Source organism: Necropsobacter massiliensis (genome assembly GCF_000827595.2).
Classification (GTDB): domain Bacteria; phylum Pseudomonadota; class Gammaproteobacteria; order Enterobacterales; family Pasteurellaceae; genus Necropsobacter; species Necropsobacter massiliensis.
Genome location: NZ_LN776178.1, coordinates 20,560 through 39,665 on the forward strand (window position 1 = coordinate 20,560; position 19,106 = coordinate 39,665).

General features: G+C 45.8%; 14 protein-coding genes and 3 tRNA genes. 12 read left to right on the forward strand and 5 right to left on the reverse strand.

What is annotated here, in order from left to right; all coding sequences use genetic code 11:
• Positions 1-99 precede the first annotated feature (99 nt).
• The gene (gene polA / locus BN3349_RS00125) at positions 100-2,973 is read right to left on the reverse strand and encodes a DNA polymerase I (protein ID WP_040975310.1); all 2,874 of its coding nucleotides are present in this window, start codon (positions 2,971-2,973) and stop codon (positions 100-102) included.
• 194 nt (positions 2,974-3,167) lie between these two features.
• On the opposite strand from polA, the gene BN3349_RS00130 reads away from it, so the two are divergent.
• The 5 genes from BN3349_RS00130 (at position 3,168) to BN3349_RS00150 (ending at position 5,836) form a co-directional block, all read left to right on the forward strand.
• Positions 3,168-3,383: a YceK/YidQ family lipoprotein gene (locus BN3349_RS00130; RefSeq protein WP_040975311.1), complete on the forward strand. Its 216-nt coding sequence runs from the start codon at positions 3,168-3,170 to the stop codon at positions 3,381-3,383.
• A 3-nt stretch (positions 3,384-3,386) separates the two neighbouring features.
• Positions 3,387-5,402: a DNA helicase Rep gene (gene rep / locus BN3349_RS00135; protein ID WP_040975312.1), complete on the forward strand. Its 2,016-nt coding sequence runs from the start codon at positions 3,387-3,389 to the stop codon at positions 5,400-5,402.
• Positions 5,403-5,514: 112 nt separating this feature from the next.
• Positions 5,515-5,608, forward strand: a tRNA-Ser gene (locus BN3349_RS00140).
• 10 nt (positions 5,609-5,618) lie between these two features.
• Positions 5,619-5,695, forward strand: a tRNA-Arg gene (locus tag BN3349_RS00145).
• A 64-nt stretch (positions 5,696-5,759) separates the two neighbouring features.
• Positions 5,760-5,836: transfer RNA gene (locus BN3349_RS00150), tRNA-Arg, on the forward strand.
• 209 nt (positions 5,837-6,045) lie between these two features.
• On the opposite strand, the gene nhaC is transcribed toward BN3349_RS00150, so the two are convergent.
• Together nhaC and ocd are read right to left on the reverse strand one after the other, a co-directional pair.
• Positions 6,046-7,464: a Na+/H+ antiporter NhaC gene (gene nhaC, locus BN3349_RS00155; RefSeq protein ID WP_048736590.1), complete on the reverse strand. Its 1,419-nt coding sequence runs from the start codon at positions 7,462-7,464 to the stop codon at positions 6,046-6,048.
• A gap of 101 nt (positions 7,465-7,565) precedes the next feature.
• A complete protein-coding gene (gene ocd, locus BN3349_RS00160; RefSeq protein WP_040975313.1) occupies positions 7,566-8,624 on the reverse strand; it encodes an ornithine cyclodeaminase in 1,059 nt (352 codons plus the stop codon).
• A gap of 141 nt (positions 8,625-8,765) precedes the next feature.
• On the opposite strand from ocd, the gene BN3349_RS00165 reads away from it, so the two are divergent.
• A complete protein-coding gene (locus BN3349_RS00165; RefSeq protein WP_032108275.1) occupies positions 8,766-9,194 on the forward strand; it encodes an Lrp/AsnC family transcriptional regulator in 429 nt (142 codons plus the stop codon).
• Positions 9,195-9,240: 46 nt separating this feature from the next.
• Here the strand turns inward: BN3349_RS00165 and BN3349_RS00170 are convergent, their stop codons facing one another.
• The gene (locus BN3349_RS00170; protein ID WP_370738125.1) at positions 9,241-9,630 is read right to left on the reverse strand and encodes a hypothetical protein; all 390 of its coding nucleotides are present in this window, start codon (positions 9,628-9,630) and stop codon (positions 9,241-9,243) included.
• Positions 9,631-9,733: 103 nt separating this feature from the next.
• Between BN3349_RS00170 and BN3349_RS00175 the strand changes: the two genes are divergently transcribed.
• From BN3349_RS00175 to purT, 4 genes are all read left to right on the forward strand, one after another.
• Positions 9,734-10,333 (forward strand): beta-phosphoglucomutase family hydrolase, encoded by a 600-nt coding sequence (locus tag BN3349_RS00175; RefSeq protein WP_040975315.1) that lies wholly within the window; start codon positions 9,734-9,736, stop codon positions 10,331-10,333.
• Position 10,334: 1 nt separating this feature from the next.
• On the forward strand, positions 10,335-10,937 hold the full coding sequence (locus BN3349_RS00180) for a sugar O-acetyltransferase (protein ID WP_040975316.1): 603 nt from the start codon (positions 10,335-10,337) through the stop codon (positions 10,935-10,937).
• Positions 10,938-11,428: 491 nt separating this feature from the next.
• The gene (luxS, locus tag BN3349_RS00185) at positions 11,429-11,935 is read left to right on the forward strand and encodes an S-ribosylhomocysteine lyase (RefSeq protein ID WP_040975317.1); all 507 of its coding nucleotides are present in this window, start codon (positions 11,429-11,431) and stop codon (positions 11,933-11,935) included.
• Positions 11,936-11,953: 18 nt separating this feature from the next.
• The gene (purT, locus tag BN3349_RS00190; protein ID WP_040975318.1) at positions 11,954-13,135 is read left to right on the forward strand and encodes a formate-dependent phosphoribosylglycinamide formyltransferase; all 1,182 of its coding nucleotides are present in this window, start codon (positions 11,954-11,956) and stop codon (positions 13,133-13,135) included.
• Here purT and BN3349_RS00195 read toward each other — a convergent pair.
• On the reverse strand, positions 13,122-13,319 hold the full coding sequence (locus BN3349_RS00195; RefSeq protein ID WP_040975319.1) for a hypothetical protein: 198 nt from the start codon (positions 13,317-13,319) through the stop codon (positions 13,122-13,124). The genes purT and BN3349_RS00195 overlap by 14 nt on opposite strands.
• A 54-nt stretch (positions 13,320-13,373) precedes the next feature.
• On the opposite strand from BN3349_RS00195, the gene metH reads away from it, so the two are divergent.
• On the forward strand, positions 13,374-17,048 hold the full coding sequence (gene metH, locus BN3349_RS00200) for a methionine synthase (RefSeq protein WP_040975320.1): 3,675 nt from the start codon (positions 13,374-13,376) through the stop codon (positions 17,046-17,048).
• A gap of 204 nt (positions 17,049-17,252) precedes the next feature.
• Entirely contained in the window at positions 17,253-19,085 is a 1,833-nt protein-coding gene (locus tag BN3349_RS00205) for a retron Ec67 family RNA-directed DNA polymerase/endonuclease (protein ID WP_048736594.1), read from the forward strand.
• Positions 19,086-19,106 lie beyond the last annotated feature (21 nt).

Genomic DNA, 19,106 nt, shown 5'->3' on the forward strand with positions numbered 1-19,106 from the left:
CTTTAGTTCAAGGTTTTTTCCACACAATTTCAGTTCTTAGAGCAGTAAAGTTAGGCTTAGGATTAATCGCTTTTCTCATCTAAGCCCAAAATATACGGCTCAATGCGCCTCATCCCAGTTATCGTCGATGCCGACATCGACAATTAACGGTACGACCAATTGTGCGGCGCTTTCCATTAAGGATTTAATCCTGCGGGCGTATTTTTCCGTTTTTTCCGACCGCACTTCAAACACCAGTTCATCGTGTACCTGCATAATCATCAGAATATCGGGATCGTTGTGGATTTCTTGATCAATGGCAATCATGGCAAGTTTAATGATATCGGCAGCGCTGCCCTGCATCGGTGCGTTAATCGCCACCCGTTCCGCGCCCTTACGCCGCATTGCGTTGGAAGAGGCAATATCCGGCAGATATAAACGACGTCCGAACAGGGTTTCCACATAGCCTTGTGCTTTGGCGGTTTCACGAATATCGTGCATAAAGGTTTGCACGCCGGGATAGCGTTGGAAATACAAATCCATATATTTCTGCGCTTCGCCGCGCGCAATTCCGAGTTGGCGGGAAAGTCCGAACGCGCTCATGCCGTAAATTAGCCCGAAATTAATCGCTTTAGCGCTGCGTCGCTGTTCGCTGGTGACTTGTTCCAGTGCCAAACCGAAAATTTCCGCTGCGGTGGAACGGTGAATATCCTTGCCCTCGTTAAATGCGCCGATTAAGCCATTGTCTTTGGACAGATGCGCCATAATCCGTAGCTCAATTTGAGAATAGTCGGCGGCGATGATTTTGTAGCCGGGGCGTGCGATAAATGCCTGACGAATGCGCCGGCCGGCGTCGTTGCGAATTGGAATATTTTGTAGATTCGGATCGCTGGATGACAGCCGTCCGGTAGCGGTGACCGCTTGGTGATAAGAGGTGTGCACCCGTCCGGTGTGTGGGTTGATCATCTGCGGCAATTTATCGGTATAAGTGGATTTTAACTTCGCCAGCCCACGGTGTTCAATAAGCAACTTCGGCACCAAATGCCCTTGCTGCGCCAGTTCATCCAGCACATCTTCATTGGTGGACGGCGCACCTTTCGGGGTTTTGGCGACAATCGGCAGTCCCAGTTTGCCGAAAAGAATTTCCTGCAACTGTTTGGTGGACGCCAGATTAAACGGTTCGCCTGCCGCCTCATGCACCTGCGCTTCAAGTGCGGTCAATCTTGCGCTGATTTCCTCCGATTGATTTCGCAGCGTTTGGCTGTCGATCAGCACGCCGTGGCGTTCCATGCGCGATAGCACGCCGATGAGCGGCAATTCGATACGGGTAAATAGGTTCGTCAGCGCAGGAATTTGTGTCAGCTCGTGCCATAACGTTTGGTGCAGCTTCATGGTGACATCCGCGTCTTCCGCCGCATATTCGGTGGCTTGGGCGATATCGATTTGATCGAATGTCAGCTGATTTTTGCCCTTACCCGCTAAGGTTTCAAATGCGATGGTTTGATGACCGAGATAACGCGCCGACAAATCGTCCATATTATGACGTCCGGTGCTGTTTAACACATAGGATTCCAGCATGGTATCAAAGGCGACGCCTTGCAAATTAATATGATGATTGGCAAAAATGGTTAGATCATATTTAATATTCTGTCCAACTTTTTGGATCTGCGCATCTTCCAGTAGCGGAGTTAAACGCGCCAGACAATCGGCTTTATCCAGTTGATCCGGCGCCGGTTCAATTCGAGTTTGCGGCGGGCTTGCGGTCTCAGCAAACAAATCCGCTTGAGCATTTTCCGCATCGACGGCAACTTCGCGGGTGTGAGCAAGCGGAATATAACAGGCCTCACCGTTTTCCAGCGCGAAAGAGATTCCCACCAGATTTGCCTGCATGGCGTCCAGCGAGTCGGTTTCCGTATCTACGGCAATCAGTTTTGCCTGTTTGATTTTATCGATCCAACGGTCGAGTTTTTCCGGCGTATTCACCGTTTGGTACAAAGTGCGGTCGATTTTTACCGGATTTTTCACCGCACTTTTATTATCACCGACCGCCGGCGTTGCCTGATAAGGATTGATTTTAGCCGGCTGAACGTTGCCACTGGTGACCGAACTTTCGCCCGCCATGGCTTCCGTCAGCCAGCGTTTGAACTCGTAGCGACCGAAATATTCAATTAATTGATCGTTGTTGCGCTCGCCTAGCGTCAGCTGCGCGGGCTGAATGTCCAGCGCCACGTCGGTTTTTATGGTCGCAAGCAAGTAAGATAAATCCGCATCCGCTTTGGCGGCTTGCAGTTTTTCGCCTAATTTTTTGGCGCCGCGAATCGGTAAATCCGCCACTTTTTCCAAATTGGCGTAAATCTCTGCCATACTGCCGATTCCTTGCAATAAACCCAAGGCGGTTTTTTCACCGACACCGGACACGCCGGGAATATTGTCCGAACTGTCGCCCATTAACGCCAGATAATCAATGATCAACTCCGGCGGAATGCCATATTTGTCAATCACGCCATCGCGATCAAGCAGCGTATTGTTCATAGTATTGATTAGCATAATATTGTCATTGACCAGTTGCGCCATATCTTTATCACCGGTACTGATCAGCACATGTTGCCCGTTGTTTGAGGCTTGTACCGCCAACGTGCCGATCACATCATCCGCCTCCACGCCTTCGACAACCAGTAGCGGAATACCCAGTGCGCGGATAATATCGTGCAACGGTCGGATTTGCTTGCGCAGATCATCGGGCATGGGCGGGCGATGCGATTTATATTGTTCAAACATTTCATCGCGGAAAGTTTTGCCCTTGGCGTCAAACACGACGGCAATATGGCTCGGTTGTACCTGCGAAATCAGACTTTTCAACATATTCAACACGCCGTACATCGCCCCGGTCGGCTCCCCGAGGGAATTGGTAAGCGGCGGAAAAGCGTGAAACGCGCGGTATAAATAGGAAGAACCGTCCACTAGGACAAGCGGGTTTTCTGCGATATTAGCCATACTATTCTCGTTTTATGCGTTATTTATTGACCCCACATTATAGACCAAACGCGCCATTTAGCCTAATTCCACAACGGTATGATTTGCGGAAGGGATGTTGGCGAAAAGTGCGGTAGTTTTTTATGCGATTTTTCTTTTTTTAGAAATCTATTAAAATCGGTTTATAATTCAAAAAATTTAACATTTAGAACGCTATGAAAAAAACACTCATTATTTTCACCGCACTTTGCGGTTTGTCCGGTTGCGGGACGGTGGTTAAGTTGATTGATCCGACGGAGCAATATACGGCTTATGCCGGGACGAAATATGACTGGCAGATGACGCAGCGGTGGGGCTTGCCGATTTTGGATTTGCCGTTGTCGTTTTTATTGGATACGGCGTTGCTGCCTTACACTTGGCTACAGGAATAAAGAATGAAGTTGAACAATCAGCAACAGCAGGCGGTGGAATATGTGTCCGGTCCTTGTTTGGTGTTAGCCGGTGCCGGTTCGGGCAAAACCCGCGTCATTATTAATAAGATTGCGTATTTGGTGGAAAAGTGCGGTTATTTACCGAAGCAAATCGCGGCGGTGACTTTTACCAATAAGGCAGCGCGCGAGATGAAAGAGCGGGTGGCGCATTCTATCGGCAGGGCGGCAAGCCGCGGCTTGTTGGTTTCCACCTTTCACACATTGGGATTTGATATTATCAAGCGCGAGTATCGGCATTTAGGCTTTAAATCGGGGATGACGCTGTTTGATGAACATGATCAGATGGCGTTATTAAAGGCGTTGACGACGGATGTTTTGCCGCCGGACGATAAAGACATGCTGCGCGGGTTGGTGGCTGCCATTTCCAATTGGAAAAACGATTTGCTATTGCCGCAACAGGCACTGGCGCAGGCACATGATGCGAAACAGCAGATTTTCGCCCGCTGTTATGAACGCTATGCCAATCAGCTGCGCGCGTATAATGCACTGGATTTTGATGATCTCATTATGCTGCCGACGTTATTGTTTAAGCGCAATGCCGAAGTGCGGTCGAAATGGCAGGAGAAAATTCGCTATTTGCTGGTTGATGAATACCAAGATACCAACACCAGCCAATATGAGCTGATTAAATTATTAGTCGGTGAACGGGCATGTTTTACGGTGGTCGGCGATGATGATCAGTCCATTTATTCATGGCGCGGCGCGCGTCCGCAAAATATGGTGCGGCTGAAAAACGATTTTCCGCGTCTGAATGTGATTAAGCTGGAGCAGAATTACCGTTCCACCGAACGAATTTTACATTGTGCCAATATTCTGATTGCCAATAATGAGCATGTGTTTGATAAGAAACTGTTTTCTACGCTGGGCGAGGGCGAAAAGCTACAGGTTATCGAAGCGAAAAATGAGGAACATGAAGCGGAACGCGTGGTCGGTGAGCTGATTGCGCATCGCTTTATGCGTAAGACTCGGTATCGTGATTATGCCATTTTATACCGTGGCAATCATCAATCTCGGTTGTTTGAAAAAGTGCTGATGCAAAACCGGATTCCGTATAAAATTTCCGGCGGTACGTCGTTTTTTTCACGGGTGGAAATCAAAGATATGATGGCTTATTTGCATTTGCTGGTTAATCAGGATGACGATTCGGCCTTGCTGCGCATTATTAACACGCCGAAACGGGAAATCGGTACGGCGACGCTGGAAAAACTTGGTATGTTGGCGCAGGAGAAAGGGGTGAGTTTATTTGCGGCGATATTTGAGTTTGAACTGATGCAGCGGGTGACGCCGAAAGCTTATAACGCGCTGCAAGGGTTTGCTCGTTGGATAGTGGAGTTGAACGACGAATTGCTGCGCGCGGAGCCGCAAAGTGCGGTGCGGCGTATGCTGGCGCAGCTGAATTATGAAGAATATTTGTACGAACATGCCGCCAGCCCGAAAATGGCGGAGATGCAGAGTAAAAATGTGGCGACGTTGTTCGAGTGGGTCGGCGATATGCTGAAAGGCGATGAATTTAATGAGCCGATGAATTTAAATCAGGTGGTGACCCGTCTGGCTCTGCGTGATATGTTAGAGCGTGGCGAAGACGATGAACAAGCCGATCAGGTGCAGTTAATGACGTTGCATGCCTCGAAAGGGCTGGAGTTTCCGCATGTTTTTCTGGTGGGGATGGAAGAAAATATTCTGCCGCATCAAACCAGTATTGATGAAGATAACGTGGAGGAAGAACGGCGGTTGGCTTATGTGGGCATTACTCGTGCGCAACAAACGCTGACCTTTTCGCTGTGTAAAGCGCGTCGCCAGTTCGGTGAACTGATAAAACCCGAACCGAGCCGTTTTTTATCCGAGCTGCCCGCCGATGATGTGCAATGGGAGCGGGATAAGCCGCCGTTAAGCGAGGCGCATCAACAGGAGGTGACAAAAACTCATATTGCTAATTTGCGGGCGATTTTGCGCGGCTAAATCGGTTTTATGATTAGGTTGTAGATAAATCATGCAACTAAGCCGGGATTTAGAAAAAATAATTTGACTTATGACAGGTCTATTCGTATCATACCGCCCACAAACCGATTGTGGTGAGATGGCCGAGTAGGCTGAAGGCGCTCCCCTGCTAAGGGAGTATGGGGTCAAAAACTCCATCGAGGGTTCGAATCCCTCTCTCACCGCCATTTGCTCAGGGCACCCGTAGCTCAGCTGGATAGAGTACTCGGCTACGAACCGAGCGGTCAGAGGTTCGAATCCTCTCGGGTGCGCCATCTTATTGAACTCTACAATAAGATTAAAATGGTCAAATGACAGGTCTGAAATTCACAATTATGCGCACCCGTAGCTCAGCTGGATAGAGTACTCGGCTACGAACCGAGCGGTCAAAGGTTCGAATCCTTTCGGGTGCGCCATTCATTTAACTTTCTCATTCCATACTGTTTTTATTCCACCCTGTAGATATTCTGTCGTTTTCAATATACTTAATGAGCGTCTCAGTAGCCGTTTGGTGTATTTACTACATAATACTGAAGTTGAGTAAACCTCTCAGGAGATTTTTATTCAAATAATTTACCGTCTGAGCGCGCGTTTTTTCAAACTCACGCCCCGACTTTTATCAAGGTTAAGAAGCCTGATGAGCATCTTCAATTCGTTCGATTTTGATATTGAACAACGCAAGGCAGATTGCCAAAACTGGTACCGCATAGTTGAATACGGCGTAGGGCGCGTATTCAAAGGCACTGACTTGCAGCATTGAGTAGGCATATACGCCGCAGGTGTTCCACGGCACGAGGACGGAAGTTACTGTGCCGCCGTCTTCCAAGGCGCGGGAGAGATTTTTAGAATGCAATTTGCGTTCTTTGTAGGCGGTAACGTACATTCTGCCCGGCAGTAAGATGGAAATGTATTGTTCGGAGGTGGTGCAGTTGGTAACTACGGAAGAGAAAATTGTGGCGATAATCAACATACCGGCGTTACGGGCAAAGTGTAAGATGGTGGACACGACCGATTTGAGCATCCCCGTTTGTTCGGCAATGCCGCCGAAGCTCATTGCAACGATGGTTAGCGAAATGGTGTACATCATGGATTCGATACCGCCGCGGTTAAAGAGCGTGTCGATAATTTCATGACCGCTTTCGATTTGGAAGCCGTCGTGTAAGGTTTTGACCGCCACGCCAACATCCGCCCCTTGCACTACAATATGGCAGAGTGAACCGAGCAAAATACCGACCGTTAATGCAGGAATTGCAGGGACTTTTTTCATCACTAAGATCACTACGACTACCGGCACAATCAGCAACCACGGACTAATGACAAAGTTTTTGCTGATGTTGTCCATTACGCTTTCAATATGGGAAAAATTCGTATCGGCGGCATTGAACTGCATGCCTAGATACCAATACACACACAAGGCGATGATATAAGCGGGCACGGTGGTCGTGAACATATGTTTGATATGTTCAAACAAATCCGTGCCGGTAATGCCGGCGGCGAGGTTGGTGGTGTCGGAAAGCGGAGACATTTTGTCGCCGAAATATGCTCCGGAAATCACCGCACCTGCGACCATTGGTGTCGGAATGCCGATACTCAATCCAATCCCGATAGCCGCTACGCCGATCGTTCCCATGGTTGACCATGAACTCCCTATGGCAAGGGTAACCAAGCCACAAATAATACAAATGGTAAACAAGAAAAGTGACGGTGAGATGAGCTTCAAACCATAGTAAATCATTGTCGCTACAATGCCGCCGCCGAGCCATGCGCCAATGGTTAGCCCAATCATAATAATGATCACAATGGCAGGCAGCGCCATTTTAATACCGCGGTAAATGCCTTGTTCAATTGTCTCCCAGCGATAGCCGAATTTGACCGCAACCAGGGCGGCGGTAATGGCGCCAATAAGCAGCGGAACGTGCGGTGAGGCTTCAAATTTAATGATGGAAATCGCCATTGCCGTAATCATCACAAGAATAGGCAATAAGGCATAAAAAAAGGGGATATCGATGCTTTGAGTCGATTTGTCGGATTTTGCTGTGGACATAGAGCCTCCCTATGCGAAGTGCAACGTCCGCTGCACTTCATTGAGTTAGAACGTGGTTATGGTTAACACATAACGGCACATCTCCTTTTTCTTCGAATAGACTACGTGTTTGCATAGTCGCTGAGGTAGCTAAATAAATCTTTCGGATCTGTCAAGTCTGGAGTGAGCGAAAGCGGGCGCGCTAAGCCAAGTTTTATCACGGTGTCGTGCATATAACGGATGGCGGAGAAATCCTCAATCGCAAAGCCTACGGAGTCGAATAAGGTGATTTCATCATCGGATTTGCGTGCCGATTTGCCCGATTGGAACACTTCAAACAGCGGGAATACGGGAAAATCCGCCGGCATATTTTGTAATTCGCCTTCAATGCGGGTTTGCGGTTCAAATTCTACATAGGTGGTTGCATTTTTCACCACATCGATATGCAATTCGGTTTTGTTGATATTGTCACCGCCCACGGCGTTAATGTGCATTCCTGCTTCAATCATTTTCGGCGTAATAATGTTGGCGCGCGAATATTCCGCCGTAACCGTGGTGATGATATCGGCATTTTTGACCGCTTGCGCTACGCTGTCGAAAATCTCAATTTTCAGATCGGTGTCTGCCAAATTTTTTGTCAATTTTTCACTGGCGGCGCGGTCGATGTCGTATAACGCCAATTCTTCAACGCCAAGTAAATGATAGAACGCTAAGGCTTGAAACTCGCTTTGGCAGCCGTTACCGATAATTGCCATCCGTTTGCTATTTGGACGAGCAAGGTATTTTGCCGCCAGCACCGAAGTTGCCGCCGTGCGCAATGCGGTGGTTAGGGTAAATTCGCTGATCACTTCAGGTTGTCCGGTATCGTTGCTGACTAACGCACCGAAAGCGAGAATGGTAGAAAGCCCGAGCTGCGGGTTTTTGGGGTGGCAGTTCACATATTTAAAACTGTATTGTTTTTGATTGGCAATCGGCATCAACTCCAACACACCGTCGGGCACCAAGTTGCCGATGCGCGGTGTTTTATCAAAAGCGTCCCAATGCAGAAAATCCTCAAGGATATATTGCATCATTCCCGCCAGCGTTTGTTTTATGCCTTGGCGTTGCACTACGTTTGCAATGTCTTGCGGGCTGATGATGATAGTCGGTAAACTTCCTGCAATAGATGATAAGTATGACATAGCCTTCCTCCACTAAAGTTAATGATACGTTAATGAATTGTTGCAACGTGTTTAGTGTACAAGATTTCTTGTTAATTAAAATACTAAAATTTGCTAATATTTCGTCAGTTTTTAGGCATTTTGCAAGCAAGGAGTGACATTATGTCAGTTTTAGATAAAACCGATCAGGCATTACTTAGCTTATTACGTGAAAACGCCCGCTATTCCATCGCTTTTTTGGCTCAAAAATTACGGGTCTCGCGCGCGACGGTCACAAACCGCATTACACGCCTTGAAAAAGAAGGGATTATCTTAGGCTATTCGGTGGAAATACGCCCTACAGTGGCGTTAAACGGCGTGTGCGCGTGGTGTTCCATTCTTGTGGAGGGCGGTACCACCTTGGATGTCATGAAAGCCCTGCGTGGCGAGCCTTGCGTGAAAGCGATCTACGACACCAACGGGCGCTGGGATATTCTTGCCGAACTCAATGCACCGACATTGGAAGAACTGGGTTCAGCCCTTGAAAGAATACGCGCGAATAAATCTATCCGCACAACTGAAACCAGTATTCATTTGAAGCGTTATGTGTAGCCCGGCGCGTGCAATTTCAGCATTAGGTCATGCTGAATATTATTCATCAATCCGGCAGGATAGTCGGCTGTGCCAGTGACAGCGCGTAAATATTGGCGATGAAATGGGTTTGTTCACTTTCCGGCACGGCAAAGGGAATCAGTGCCAGTATTTCCTGATGACGTTGTAAAACTTTGGGAAAACTGACCGCACTTTTTATCTCCGCCAGCATATCCCGATGCAGACTTTGGGCGGCGTAACCACGCTTAATTCTGGCTAGCGCCATCGCCAGATGAACAAACAGCATTCCGGCCTGTTTGGTTTGAACATCAGCATGCCAGTGTTCAAACAAATAAGTGCGAATTTCCAGCACCAGCCGGCATACGCTGTCATCAATCAGCCGACGTTGTTGTAAAAAAATAAGGCGTTGTTGCAGATCCATGTCCGTGATTACCATTAATTAATAAGATTTTACTTTAACCGAATATTTGCAAATGAAATAGTGCGAAGATCACAATTTTATAGCAAAATATCTAAAATTTTTTGTGTAAGGTATCGGCATGTTGGATAAACGGCTTTTTGAGCGGTATAAAGGATTAATCTTTGATATGGACGGAACGGTGATCGACACCATGCCGAGCCATAAAAAAGCATGGGATATGGTGGGCGAACAAATGGGCTATCCGCTGGATGGGCAGATTATGTATCAGCTTGGCGGTGCGCCGGTACGCACCATTGCTCAAGCTATGATGAACGCAGCCAATATGCCGGCGGAGCTGATTGATAAAGTGATCAGCCTGAAACGCGAGTATGGTGTTAAATTGATTATGCAGCATTCCTCGCTGCTGCCGGCGGCAGAAGTGGTAAAAACGTTCGTCGGGAAAAAACCGTTGGCGCTGGGCACCGGATCGCACCGTAAAATAACGGAAATATTGTTGGATAAGTTTCAGCTGCACAGGTGTTTCAGTGCGGTTGTGACGGCGGAAGACGTGCAAAAACATAAACCGGCGCCGGATACGTTTTTACGTTGTGCTGAACTGATTGCGGTTAAACCGGCGGATTGTTTGGTGTTTGAAGATGCCGATCTTGGCGTGCAGGCGGGGTTGGCGGCAGGCATGGATGTGTTTGATGTGCGCATCGGACGGATCGTGGAAGGATAAGATGTTGTCGGAAAAAGAAAAAATGTTAGCAGGAATGGCACATCAGCCTGCTTCGGACGAACTAGTGAAATTGCGCCGGGAAAACAAAGAACGCTTATTCGACTATAATACCCAAATCCGCCCGTCGGATCAGGCGGCAAAAGCACGTTTGATCACAGCGATTTTGGGCAAAACTAAAAATACGCCACACATTAATGCGCCGTTTTTCTGCGATTACGGTTGTTTTATTGAAGTCGGCGAGAATTTTTTTGCTAATTATCACTGCACCATATTGGACAGCGGCGGGGTCAAAATCGGCGATAATGTGATGTTTGCGCCGAATGTCAGCCTTTATACGGTCGGGCATCCGTTGCACCCGCAACTGCGCAATGAGGGCTGGGAGCAGGCAAAGCCGATTGTGATCGGCAATAATGTGTGGGTCGGCGGTAATGTCGTGATACTGCCCGGCGTGACAGTCGGCGATAATGCGGTGATCGGCGCGGGCGCAGTGGTGGCGAAAGATATTCCCGCCGACAGTTTGGCGCTAGGCAATCCTTGTCGAGTGGTACGCACCGTGACACAGCGGGATCGCGATGCATACATACGGCAATATATGCAGGATTAAGGTGAAAGCAAGCGCGGATTCTTGCCTATTTTTTACCGCACTTTTGTTCAGTGGTAGGAACTGAGAAGAAAAAAAGACCGTCTGAAACAGACGGTCAAATAACCTAAGGAACCAATTTTTATTGAACAACTGCAAGTTGCTATTTTTACAGAGACTGTAGTCTAGCATAAAACTGAGCGAATCTTTACAAAAATTTACAAATTTATAGAAATAAATTCATAGGTGGATTTTTTCTTTTTAAAAATAGGGTAAAAAATAAAATTTATCAAATAGTTAATTTCGTTTTAGAGTATGCTATTTGTCAGCTTGATATCGTGTTATTTACATAAATTTACATCGTACGATATGTAATAAAAAGCCATCCAAAATGGATGGCTAAATAACCTAAGGAACCAATTTTATTAAAACAACTGCAAGTTGCTGTATGTTAAGACAGGATATGAGCAGAAAAGTTCAGAAAGAAAATTAAATGTTATTATTGAGGAAAAGTTATGCCGTTACTGGATAGTTTTAAAGTGGATCACACCCGAATGCATGCGCCAGCGGTGCGTGTGGCGAAAACGATGCGCACGCCGAAAGGGGATGATATTACAGTGTTTGATTTGCGTTTTTGTATGCCAAATAAAGAGATTTTGCCGCCTAAAGGCATTCATACGCTGGAACATCTGTTCGCCGGATTTATGCGCGAACATTTAAACAGCGATAAGGTGGAAATTATTGATATTTCACCAATGGGCTGTCGCACCGGTTTTTATATGTCGCTGATCGGCACGCCGAATGAACAACAGGTTGCCGATGCGTGGCTGGCGTCTATGCGGGACGTGCTGTCCGTCACTGATCAGAATGCCATTCCCGAGCTGAACGAATATCAATGCGGCACCTATACGGAGCATTCGTTGCCGGAAGCACATGAGATCGCCGAACATATTTTAGCGCGTGGCGTCGGTATCAATAAAAATGCCGATTTATTATTAGATGACCGTTTACTCAACCCATAATTAATAAGGATAAGGCAAATGACAACATTAGGCACGGCATTAACGCCGACGGCAACCAAAGTAATGCTGCTCGGTTCTGGCGAACTCGGCAAAGAAGTGGCGATTGAGCTACAGCGGTTAGGGGTAGAAGTTATTGCGGTGGATCGCTATGCCGACGCGCCGGCACAGCAAGTGGCGCACCGCGCCTACACCCTTTCCATGTTGGACGGCGAGGCACTGAAAGCCTTGGTAGAAAAGGAAAAACCGGATTATATTGTACCGGAGGTGGAAGCCATTGCTACGGCAACATTGCTTGAGCTGGAACAGGCCGGTTTTAATGTGGTGCCGACCGCGAAAGCCACGCAACTGACCATGAATCGTGAAGGCATTCGTCGTCTGGCGGCAGAACAGCTCGGTTTGCCAACATCGCCTTATCAGTTTGTGGATAATTTTGCGGACTTCAAAAGTGCGGTCGAAAAAATTGGCGTTCCTTGTGTGGTAAAACCGATTATGTCTTCTTCCGGTCACGGGCAAAGCGTGGTGCGCTCGGCGGATGAAATACAGGCGGCTTGGGATTATGCTCAGCAAGGCGGACGTGCCGGAGCCGGGCGCGTGATTGTCGAAGGATTTGTGCAATTTGACTATGAAATTACCTTGCTGACCATGCGTCATATTAACGGCACTTCGTTTCTTGCGCCGATTGGGCATCGTCAGCAGGACGGTGATTACCGTGAATCGTGGCAGCCGCAGGCGATGTCGGATGCGGCATTGAAAAATGCGCAATATGTCGCTGAAAAAATCACCTCGGCATTGGGGGGACGCGGTATTTTCGGCGTGGAAATGTTTGTATGTGGCGACGAAGTGATCTTCAATGAAGTTTCGCCACGACCGCATGATACCGGCATGGTTACCTTGATTTCACAACAATTGTCGGAATTCGCCTTACATGCCCGTGCGATTTTAGGTCTGCCGATTCCGCACATTGAACTGCTCAGCCCGTCGGCATCCAAGGCGATTGTGGTGGACGGTCAATCTACGCAAGTGCAATTTGGCAATTTGGTTGAGGTGCTGGCAGAGCCGAATACCGACCTTCGTTTGTTCGGCAAAGGCGAAGTGAACGGTCATCGTCGGATGGGCGTTGTGTTGGCACGTGATATTTCCGTACAACAGGCGCTGGAAAAAGCCAAACGAGCTTATGATAAGCTTATTATTCGTTTATAAACGCTAACGCCAGCACTGGGTTATCAATACAGGCGTTTTTCTGTTGCCAGACAACGGCATTGATGCCGGGGACAGGAAAATGCTTGTTTCGTATTGAACCCGAAAAAAGCCAATGCTTGTCAATTTTAATATGGCGGATAAGCTGTTGAGAGCGCGATGATAATGTTTGACCGCCTGTTTTCATCTTCCTATTATCTTTGTTATTGAACACACACATCTGTAAGCAGGAATTCTGACTGTGAAACATGCAAACACACTACTGAAAAACGCCCTTGCCCAACGCATTTTGATTTTAGACGGTGCGATGGGGACGATGATCCAGCAATATAAACTCACCGAAGCCGATTTCCGAGGCGAGCAATTTAAAGAGAGCAAAATTGATCTGCGTGGTAACAACGATTTGCTCACGCTCACCCAGCCGCTGTTAATCTCTGCCATTCACGAAAAATACCTTGAAGCGGGCGCGGATATTATTGAGACCAATACCTTTAGCTCCACCACCATTGCCCAAGCGGATTACGCACTGGAAGATTACGCCTATAAACTCAACTTTGCAGGGGCGAAATTGGCACGTTTGGCGGCGGATAAATATTCTACGCCCGACAAGCCGCGTTTTGTGGCTGGGATTTTAGGACCGACGAACAGAACCGCATCAATTTCGCCTGATGTAAATGACCCCGGTTTTCGCAACATCACCTTTATGCAGTTGGTAGAAGCCTACACCGAAGCTTGCAAAGGTTTAATCAAAGGCGGTTCGGATCTGATTATGATCGAGACCATTTTCGACACGCTCAACGCCAAAGCCGCAGTGTTTGCCATTGAAAATGTGTTTGAAGCATTGGGCGTGCGTCTGCCTGTGATGATTTCAGGCACCATCACCGACGCATCGGGGCGTACCCTTTCAGGGCAAACCACCGAAGCCTTTTACAACTCGCTCCGTCACGCCAAACCGATCACCTTCGGCTTAAACTGTGCGTTAGGGCCGAAGGAGCTTCGCCCTTATGTAGAAACCCTGTCCAACATTTGTGAAACCTATGTTTCTGTTCACCCGAACGCAGGCTTGCCGAACGCCTTTGGCGGCTATGATTTAGATGCTGCGGAAATGGCAGAGCATATCAAAGAGTGGGCGGAAAGCGGCTTTTTGAACATCGTTGGCGGTTGCTGCGGCACCACGCCTGAACATATCAAAGCCTTTGTCGAAGTCACCCAAGGCGTGAAACCGCGTCCACTGCCTGAAATCAAAACTGCAATGCGTTTATCAGGGTTAGAACCGTTAAACGTGGACGAAAACAGCCTGTTTGTAAACGTTGGCGAGCGAAATAACGTCACAGGTTCAGCGAAATTCAAAAAATTGATTTTGGCGGAAAATTATGCCGATGCGATTGAAATTGCCATCGACCAAGTAGAAAACGGCGCGCAAGTCATCGACGTGAATATGGACGAAGCACTGCTTGACGGCAAAAAGGCGATGACCCAATTTTTAAATATTCTTGCCACCGAGCCTGACGCTGCCAAAGCACCAATTATGATCGACTCGTCCAAATGGGAAGTGATCGAAGCAGGCTTACAAGTGGTGCAAGGCAAGCCGATTGTCAACTCGATTTCCCTGAAAGAGGGCGTGGAAAAATTTGTGCGTGAAGCCAAGCTCGTGCGTAAATACGGCGCGGCGGTGGTCGTGATGGCGTTTGACGAAGTGGGGCAAGCGGATACCGAAGATCGCAAAGTCGAAATCTGTACTCGTGCCTACAATATTCTCGTGAACGAAGTCGGCTTCCCGCCCGAAGATATTATTTTCGACCCGAACATTTTTGCCATCGGCACAGGGATCGAAGAACACAACAACTATGGCGTCGATTTCATCAACGCCACAGGGCGAATTAAGCGTTCGTTGCCACACGCCAAAATTTCGGGCGGTGTGTCGAATGTCTCGTTCTCATTCCGTGGCAATAACCCAATGCGTGAAGCGATCCACGCTGTTTTCTTATATCACGCTATTAAGCAAGGAATGGATATGGGGATCGTCAATGCAGGGCAGCTGGCGATTTATGACGATCTCGACCTAGAACTGCGTGAAGTGGTGGAAGATGCGGTGCTTAACCGTAGCCCAGATGCGACGGAAAAATTGCTCGATTTTGCAGAAACGTTAAAAAATTCGACCGCACTTACTGACGAAAATCAGGTTGCCGAATGGCGAAACTTGCCTGTGGAAGAACGCCTGAAACACGCGCTGGTGAAAGGCATTACCACTTACATTGTGGAAGACACCGAAGAAGCTCGCTTGAAATTTAACTCGCCGCTCGAAGTGATTGAAGGTCCGCTAATGGACGGAATGGACGTAGTCGGTGACTTGTTCGGCGACGGCAAAATGTTCCTGCCGCAAGTGGTGAAATCCGCCCGTGTAATGAAGCAATCGGTGGCTTACTTAGAGCCATTTATCAACGCCACCAAACAAAAAGGCGTATCGAACGGCAAAGTGGTGATTGCCACTGTGAAAGGCGACGTACACGACATCGGCAAGAACATCGTGAGCGTGGTAATGCAATGTAATAACTTTGAAGTGATTGACTTGGGCGTGATGGTGCCTGCGGATAAAATCATCGACACTGCCATTCGTGAAAAAGCGGACGTGATCGCCCTAAGTGGCTTGATTACGCCGTCGCTGGACGAAATGGAGTATTTTTTAGGCGAAATGAACCGCTTGAATTTGAACCTGCCTGTGATGATTGGCGGGGCAACCACGTCCAAAGAGCATACCGCGATTAAACTTTATCCAAAATATAAATACGAAGTGGTCTATACCACCAACGCGTCTCGGGCGGTTTCCGCTTGTGCGGCATTGATGAACCCCGACACCAAGGCGGAACTCTGGGCGAAACTTAAAGCCGATTACGAAAAAATCCAGCAATCGTTTGCCAACCGTAAGCCGCTACGCAAACAGCTGCCGATTGAAGAAGCACGCCAAAATCGCTTTGATGGTTTCAGCGGCGAATGGGCGGATTATGTGCCACCAACGCCAAAACAGACAGGCATTGTGGAGTACAAAAATGTGCCAATTCCAACCTTGCGTAAATTTATCGACTGGTCGCCGTTCTTTATGGTTTGGGGCTTAAAAGGCGGCTACCCAGACGCCTTCGACCACCCAGAAAGCGGTGAAGAAGCACGCCGTGTGTGGAACGACGCGCAAAAAGTGCTAGACGATTTGGAACAAACACACAAAATGAACCCAAGCGGCATTATGGGGATTTTCCCAGCGGAACGCCGTGGCGATGATGTAGTGATTTTCGACAGCGAAGATCGCCAAAACGTGGTAGCAACCACTTACCACTTACGCCAACAAAGCGAACGCGGTAAGAACAGTAAAAGCCCTTATAACTTTGCCTTGAGCGATTTCATTGCCGACCAAGCAAGCGGTCGAAAAGATTGGTTGGGTATGTTCGCCGTTTGTGCAGGCATTGAAGAAATGGAATTGGTCGAAAGCTACAAAACCGCAGGGGACGACTACAACGCTATCCTACTCCAAGCCGTTGGCGACCGCTTAGCCGAAGCAATGGCGGAATATCTCCACTTTGAACTCCGCACCAAAGTATGGGGCTACTCCGATGAAACCTTCGACAACCAAGGTTTAATCAATGAGAACTATGTCGGCATCCGCCCAGCCCCAGGCTACCCAAGCTGCCCAGAACACACCGAAAAACAAGTGATTTGGGATTTACTCGAAGTGGAAAAACGCATCGGAATGAAACTCACCGAAAGCTACGCAATGTGGCCAGCCGCAAGCGTCTGCGGCTGGTACTTCACCCACCCTGCGAGTAATTATTTTACCCTTGGCAGAATCGACGAAGACCAAGCGGAAGATTACGCCAAACGCAAAGGCTGGGATGCGGAGATGATTAGGAAGTGGTTAAGTATTTGAGCCATATATCTTAAAGTGGTATAATTATATCCGTGGGTATAAGCAGATTTTTTGCTTTGTTTCGGAGCAAGTATTGATAATATTGGCGTAATTGTTAATAATTATTGTACCATCTAATAAATTTAGATTTTAAACTATTTTAATAGCTTAGCTAGCTAACATCACATAAGAGTGCTTGTACCCACATATTTAATATGATTTTTTATGAATGCATTATCTAGATTAAAGAACTGTAATTCTATTGCAGACATTATTTCATCATTTTCATTAAATATAAGCCCTAAAAATTTCTCTTATATTCTTTATATATTATCCGATAATGATAAATATAAAGAATTTACTATTCCAAAATCAGATAGTTCAATTAGAACTATTTCGTGTCCCGAGCCAAGATTAAAGTATCTACAAAAAGAATTTAGCAAGATAATAAACGATTGCGTGATAGAGATACAGCATAAAAATCCATCTTACTTAATAGGTAATCATGCGTTTGAAAAATATAAATCAATAGCATCTAACGCTTATAAACATGAAAAGCAAAGATATATTTTAAATATAGATATTGAGAATTTCTTTTCTTCCATTCATTATGGAAGAGTTGTTGGTTTCTTACAAAATGATAGATATTTTTCATTATCGGAAAAAACATCTAAGATTATTGCGAAGTTAGCGACACACAAAGGAGTATTACCACAAGGTTCTCCACTTTCACCGATCTTAGCATCTCTTATCGGTAATATAGTAGATTCTCGCTTAATGAAATTAGCTAGAAAATATAAATTGACTTATACAAGATATGCCGATGATATAACATTTTCATCTAATAGGAATTTTTCTACCGATTTATTAACTTTTAAGGATGGCATTTGGGTAGCAAATAAGAAATTAATTTCTGCGATAAATCATTGTGGCTTTAAGATTAACCATAAGAAAACTAGATTTTCAGATCAAAATCACAAAAGGGTTGTTACTGGAGTTATTGTAAATGAATTTCTTAATACCGATAAAAAATATAGAAAAAACACTAGAGCTATGGTTAATAGTCTATTGAGTAAGGGAGAGTTTAAAATTCTTGATAGAGATAATAATGAAATACAAGGAACCATAGAGCAACTAATTGGTAGGTTAAATCATTCTATATCAATAAAATATAGAGATAGAGTTCTAAATCCTAGATTACCTAGAGACGTGAGAATTGAAGTTCAAAACAAAATAAAAGAAAATCTTATAAAGATTATTCAATATAAAGAGAATACAACCTTTTTACCTAAAAATATAGGGTTGGATAAAATAGAAAAAGCCTTTAATATTGAAAAGGATGAGGCTAAATACCTGTTATCTTTTGTTCAAAAAAGAGATGATAGATTAATTATTCCAGATTGTAATATAAGGTTGTTAAGAAATGTATTATTTTATAAGTATTTTTTATCTATGGATAAACCAGTAATTATTACGGAAGGGAAAACAGATGCTTTATATTTCAAGGCTGCAATGAAAAAACTGTTGATAAGTAATGACTTATACTTTGTTAAGCATAAGAAAAATGGTGAGTTAGATAAACTTGGGCTTACTGGGGGGACTGCTCCAATAAATGCTTTTTTTAAATATGTATATAATGATAATAATTTTGTTGATTTTCACAAGATTAATGTCAAGCCGAAGTCTCCTGTAATCTTTATTCTTGATTATGATGATGGTTTAGATAAAGTTAAAAATCTTTTAAAGAAAAATTTTTCAGAAGGAAAACGGTTTTCTCAAATAAAACGAAATATTTATATTCTTCTATTAAATAAGTTTGGGGATGGTGAAGATTTTAAAAAAGATAATAAGGTTTGTATCGAAAATCTTATATCTTTTGATGGTGAGAAAATTGCAGTCTCAAATGAGAGGGTTAGCTTTCAAGGGAAAGAGTTATCTAAGAATGAGTTTTCAAAAATAGTGCTTGAAGAGTATGAAAGATTTGATTTTACAAATTTTTCTATAGTTTTCTCAGAAATAAACAATATAATAAATCATTTTAATTACAATCGTGACTAGGAGAATCTTAAAAATAGAGTT